Consider the following 6,000-nt stretch of genomic DNA (forward strand, 5'->3'; position numbering starts at 1 on the left):
GCCACGATTGCTGCTTTCCCATCTCACCCATATGCTTGCCCGTTTTATTTACCAAAACTTCGGTCATTTTTTCCACAATTCTTGTCGGCGAAAAACGGAGCCGAAACTTATACGAGCGCTTTCTTTGGTTTGCATTGTTTTTAGGCAACCAAAGCACTCATATTTTTACACGCACGACCTTGAGCTTACACCCACCCTCGGACTGGAACCTGGTTGTGTAATCAACCAACGCCAGCTTGCCTTTATCTGAGCGGGGATCGCTATCTCAACGGGGTGGGCGTCTTTATTCTCTTTGAAGAGGCTTCCTCCCGATCCAGTTTGAGCTTATATCTAAAACACTAGCATTTTGTATAAGAGTGAACATCGACTGTTGACTTCTCTTTAGAATCTTTTGCATCCCTTGACAATTCTTGATTAGAGTATTGCGACTTTTACCCAAATTTAATTGAAAGCCCTATTGATTTTTGTTATGGTTTCGAGTATGTATGGTGATTTTGGCTCCGACGCTGGCAATTCAAGACGTTTGTGTTGGCTGCACAACCAGGGGCTAGTGCCTTATTCGGTGGCGTGGGAGTTGCAGCGAAGTCTGGTGACGCAGCGCCTGCGCGGGAGCGGTCTCAATGACGTTCTGATTTTGCTAGAGCATCCGCCTGTTTACACGTTGGGAACTGGCTCCAGTTTGGATTTTCTCAAGTTCGACCCCAGCCAAACCGAATGGGAAGTTCACCGGATAGAACGGGGTGGGGAGGTGACGTATCATTGTCCCGGTCAGCTGGTAGGTTACCCAATTCTGAATCTTTTGCATTATCGGCAAGACTTGCACTGGTACCTGCGCCAGTTAGAGGAAGTGCTAATCCAGGTGCTAGCGGTTTACGGATTAAAAGGGGAACGAGTTGTAGGTTATACCGGAGTTTGGTTGGAGGGACGCAAGGTGGCGGCTATTGGGATTAAAGTCAGCCGCTGGATTACCATGCACGGCTTTGCTTTAAATGTCTGTCCCGACTTGGAAGGGTTTAAAAGCATCGTACCTTGCGGCATTTCAGATAAACCTGTGGGCAGTTTGGCTGAGTTTATACCGGGAATTGAATTTGAGCAGGTGCGGAAGCTTGTGGCGTCTGCGTTTTCAGAGGTTTTTGAAGTTGAGTTAATCGAACCGCAACTCTAGAACAGTATGGATGAACTGATCAAAAAATTGATGACTCTAGGCGTGCCTGGTTCGCTATTATGGCTGGCGATGATGGCGAGTGGGAAAACAGGCGACGCAGGGATTTGGACGGGTTTAGCCAACATTGGTGTAATCTATGGCCCAAGAGGAGGTCTGCTGGTTTTGTTAATGGTGGGGTTAGTGACCAACGCTTTGAGTCAAGTCGCTGTTGATGGTTTACTCGTTAGTTTTTATCAGAAACGACGACAGTCAGAACCCTCAGAACACCTGCTAGGGGAAATCGACAGATTGCCCATCTCCCAAGATTTGAAGATTAAGCTGAAGTGGGCAGTTCTTCATCACTATATGATCCTGCCGCCTTACTTGATTCGGTGGGTTTTTATCGTCGCGACTGTTTTACTGGTTATATTGTCTTTAACTGGCTATCTGGGAGAATTCGACTATCGTTATGACTTAACTTCCCATTTCAAACTGCAATATCTCTTAGCTGGCTTTTGTCTGTTCTTTTTCTTTTTGGTTACCAAGCGAAAAGTTTGGTGTATTGTTAGTTTCTTCTGCATTTTGCTCAATCTGATTGAAGTGATGCCTTGGTATCTGCCTGCAAGAGCGATTGCTACCAATGCAAACCCACAACCCTTGCGAGTGCTTCAATCGAATGTTTTCTTCAAAAACAAGCAATATTCTGAAGTAATATCTATGGTGAAGGCAGAAAACCCGGATCTCGCTGTTTTCCAAGAGGTTACCGATGCTTGGGCGAAAGAGCTAGCAGCTTTACACGATATTTTGCCTTATTCTATTGTTCCCCAAGATACCAATAAATTTGGGATTGTCATCTACAGTAAACTGCCGCTGGAAAACTCATCTATTCAAGATTTTGAATGCGTCATAAGAAGCATATTTGCTGACGTAAAGATCCAAGATCGAGTTGTTTCAGTTATCGTAACTCATCTGACTATTCCTATTACACGCTCTAGTTTTGAGCGGCGAAATAAACACCTAATAGAAATCGGCAATTCTGTAGCTAAAATCAAAAACCCCGTCTTGGTACTTGGAGACTTTAATATAACGATGTGGTCGCCGTTTTATCAGCGCTTTATCCAGCAAGCAGGACTGAAAAATGCCCGTTCTGGTTTTGGTATTATACCGACTTGGTCAACTAAATTGCCGCCCTTATCTATTCCCATCGATCACTGTTTGGTTAGTCCAAATGTCAATGTTTTGCAAATGCGGGCGGGGCGGTATGTTGGTTCGGATCATTTGCCTTTAATTACCGATTTGGTCATTGGTAATGGGTAATGGGTAATTGGTAATAACGCAAGTTGCTAGTTACATCAAGCGGTACTGGTAATGGCTAATCGCTAATGGCTAATGGGTAGTTGTCAAGACGGCAAAAGCCTGTTAACCCAATTAGCAATTAGCAATTAGCAATTAGCAATTACCGCTGTCACAAGTTATAACTAGAAACTTGGGTTAATATCATATCCGGTTGTATCGGTTGTATATAGTCGATTGTGCGAAAAGCTGTTTTTTTCCCTCCCACCTGCCCACCTGCCCACCTGCTCACCTTTCCTAGAAACCCGGTTTCTTTGGGTAAGTCCTGCGATCGTTACCTGTGCTACCCAAAAAACATTTTAGGGTCTAGCCAAAGGTGACTAGACCCATCAGAGTTCAAGAGTTGGTTTGGACAATCAAAAAATCAACTAGGGTGGACTAGACTTGCAACTCCAGCATAGCTTCATCTTTCCGGATATGGGTTTGGCTTAGCCCTCTAAACTAGGGTTTTTGACCACTTGTTGAACTATGCTGCGAAATTGCTTCAACTGCCTTAGACAGGGGACACTGGTCTAGGCTGAATTGGTTTTGTTTCAACTTATCGTGTCCTATCTTTAAGTTATCACAAAGCCTTTTTAGTGCAACCCCCTGTTAATTAAACTTTACATTTAGCTAACTCCACTCCCACATGACTGGGTTGTCGTCCAAATGGTCGGTGACGATGCGTCCGATGGCGTCAATTTCTGCTAAATCGTCGGCGGATAGATGAACTTGGGCGGCTATTGCGTTATCGGCGGCTTGTTCGGCGTGGCGGAACCCTGCGATGGCACAAGTCTGTGGTTGTGCAATCAACCAAGCAAGGGCTAAGTTAGCCAATGTTGTTTGATGCCTTTGAGCAATCGGACGCAGTTTTTCTAAGGCTAGAAGCGCCCGTTCGTAATTTTCCCCCTTAAACAGCTTATTATCGGCGCGGTTATCGCCTTGCTCAAATTGATGTCCGGGTCCAAATTTACCCGTTAACAGTCCTTGTGCGAGGGGTGAATAAGCCCATATCGAGATATTATTCTCGATACAGTAGGGCATGGCATCTTTTTCCACATATCGCCAGAACAGGGAATAAGGCGGTTGCAAGCTATCGATGCGTCCGTATTGAGCCGCTGCTTCCAATTGGGCGCGAGAAAAATTAGATACACCAATTGCCCGTATTTTCCCTTGCTGCTTCAGATCGTTCAAGGCTTTCATGGTTTCTTCAATCGCGACTTTTTCGCTTTTGAACGAACCGCTGGGCCAGTGAATTTGGTATAAATCGATATAGTCGGTTTTGAGGTTTTGCAGCGAGCGATCGCAAGCCTCAATTACCTGGTCATACTTGAGATGGTTGACAAAAACTTTAGTAGCGTAGACAACGTTGTCCCGCACATCGTGTAACGCTTGGGCTACAATCTGTTCCGAGTGACCGTCCCCGTAGACTTCGGCAGTGTCAACCGTAGTGATACCCGCATCATACGCTGCACGGATAGCTTTTACTGTTTCCGCGTCTTCAATTCCCACCCACCAGCGTTTACCAGCTTGCCAAGTACCCATGATGATGGGGGTAATTTCAATATCGGAATTACCCAAACGTCGCTTTTCCATCTCTAACTCCCTGTACTGTTCTTCCTATCTATCTTTGCGTCCTAAAACGCTATCGCGTTTCGCTTCGCTATCGCGCCTTTGCGGTTCAATATTAAGGTTGATTTTTGCCCAAACATTGATTTTCTAACCAGCGAAAACCGGATGAACGCAACAGCAAAGCAGGTAGCATTATGATTTGTGCTACAAGTCGGACTGCTACAACAGTCGTTGATTGAGTCAGCAAACCCGTTCGCACCCGCCAAACGAGAACCGCTATCAAAACTAACATGAGTCCCGACAACAAAGCAATTGAACCTGGGGAAATTTTGGTCGAATTGAATGTTAAAGGTTGTCGCACCCAGGCAACAACCCGAACAGCAACTCGCTCTAAACTGGTTAAGATAATGCCTGGTTTAATTAACTCTAGCAGTACCGGAATGAATAGTAAATATCCCGGTTGCAACGCTTGGGTGTAAACGGGAAAGAGGATGGCTCTTAATCCCAGGTAAAAGTTGTATGTCAAAAAAATCGGCGTTTGGAGTAAGAATTGGGGAATGCCGAGCCAATATTGGGGATGGGTGAGGAGGTAGCCGCATCCCAAGAGCAAGGTAGTGGCAGTAAAAGACAATGCGAATAAAGCATAGTATAGTCCAAAGACGCGCAGAGCCGGGGTGAATTTTTCCGGATAGGGGAGGATATAATTGCTCGCTAATAACAGAGCAAGGCAGAACAGGATAAAATTACTAGCCCAGAGGCTGTCTATTAATCCGGCGATACATAGAGGGAAACAGGTGAGAGCGATCGCTATAATAAAACCGGGTATCCCACGACGCCATCTCTTGTGGCAAGCAACCTCTCGCACCAAATAACTACTCGTCAATAGGCTACCTATAAATGTGGCAAATAAACCCAAAATATACCAAGGCGCCACGAGGGTTATATTCTTTACACGAACATCAAAAGCTTGTTCGACCCAAGCAACAGATTCCTTAATTACCAGGGGGTCATAGGGTGCGGTGGGGTGGTCGGTCGTGGGAGAGATAACTAACATGCGAGCAGTTCCTTTGGTAAAATCCCCCACCTGTTGGAACTCGTTAATATTTTTACCTGTAGCTTGTCGCAACATTTCTCGCATTATCGATGGAAGATGAAACTGCTCGTAAAGACCAATTAATAGCAATAAATTCGGTGGGGTAATTCGGTTTGCTACTCCACTCATACTCCAAACTATGGTTGCTTGTAAATTGGTATCTTCCCCTGCCAGAGTCAGTGCGGTGGCGCCCCCTAGAGAGTGACCTGCAATGCCAATTCGCTTTAGCTCGAACTGCTGGGGGTGATTTCGTACAAAAGCAATAATTTCTTTGGCATCTGTGAGGTTATCTTCTTCATTTTCAGGTCGGGAATAGGATTCGCCCAAACCGCCAAAGTCAAATGCTAATGCAGCTATTCCATGCCTTGCCAGTTCAATGGCTAAAGGTGCCATCATTTCTTTTGTAGAACTGACACCGTGAATCAGCAACATCACTGGATATGGGGGTTTGATATTGTTAGGCGTATACAGCTTGCCAACTAGCTGCCGATTTTGATTTAAACTGATGACTAATGGCTGGGATTTGATGTCAGTGGGGTAGCAAACAAAAGACAGAACCAGTCCCATGCCCAGTACTATTAGGCTGAGGATTAATCCAGTCTGGCGGTAGATGAAAAGTTTTTGACTCAAGTCATTCACCTGCTTGAGGAATACACCGAACTAACTGCCGGTTAAAATAATGTACCACAACATCAATATTTCCGGAATATCAAACGACCAATCAAGCCAGAGTGTCTGTTTCCTCTGGCTATAGATAGGTTTATAACCAGATAAAATATCAGCGATTAACTGCTTTTAGAGAGAGGTTTGAATCAAAAAAGTATATAGGATATAATTTAGGCGTATATATTGAAGAACT

The 6,000-nt window shown here is 44.9% G+C and carries 4 protein-coding genes; 2 read left to right on the forward strand and 2 right to left on the reverse strand.

What is annotated here, in order from left to right:
- Positions 1–481: 481 nt before the first annotated feature.
- Both lipB and ACE1CM_RS03670 read left to right on the forward strand, forming a co-directional pair.
- The gene (lipB, locus tag ACE1CM_RS03665; RefSeq protein WP_374876053.1) at positions 482–1,165 is read left to right on the forward strand and encodes a lipoyl(octanoyl) transferase LipB; all 684 of its coding nucleotides are present in this window, start codon (positions 482–484) and stop codon (positions 1,163–1,165) included.
- A 6-nt stretch (positions 1,166–1,171) separates the two neighbouring features.
- Positions 1,172–2,461, forward strand: coding sequence for an endonuclease/exonuclease/phosphatase family protein (locus ACE1CM_RS03670; protein WP_374876054.1), 1,290 nt, complete (start codon positions 1,172–1,174; stop codon positions 2,459–2,461).
- A 648-nt stretch (positions 2,462–3,109) separates the two neighbouring features.
- Here the strand turns inward: ACE1CM_RS03670 and ACE1CM_RS03675 are convergent.
- Both ACE1CM_RS03675 and ACE1CM_RS03680 read right to left on the reverse strand, forming a co-directional pair.
- Positions 3,110–4,072, reverse strand: coding sequence for an aldo/keto reductase (locus tag ACE1CM_RS03675; protein WP_374876055.1), 963 nt, complete (start codon positions 4,070–4,072; stop codon positions 3,110–3,112).
- Positions 4,073–4,163: 91 nt separating this feature from the next.
- Positions 4,164–5,771 (reverse strand): alpha/beta hydrolase, encoded by a 1,608-nt coding sequence (locus ACE1CM_RS03680; RefSeq protein WP_374876056.1) that lies wholly within the window; start codon positions 5,769–5,771, stop codon positions 4,164–4,166.
- Between the last annotated feature and the right edge of the window lie 229 nt (positions 5,772–6,000).

Source organism: Microseira sp. BLCC-F43 (genome assembly GCF_041929235.1).
Classification (GTDB): domain Bacteria; phylum Cyanobacteriota; class Cyanobacteriia; order Cyanobacteriales; family Aerosakkonemataceae; genus Microseira.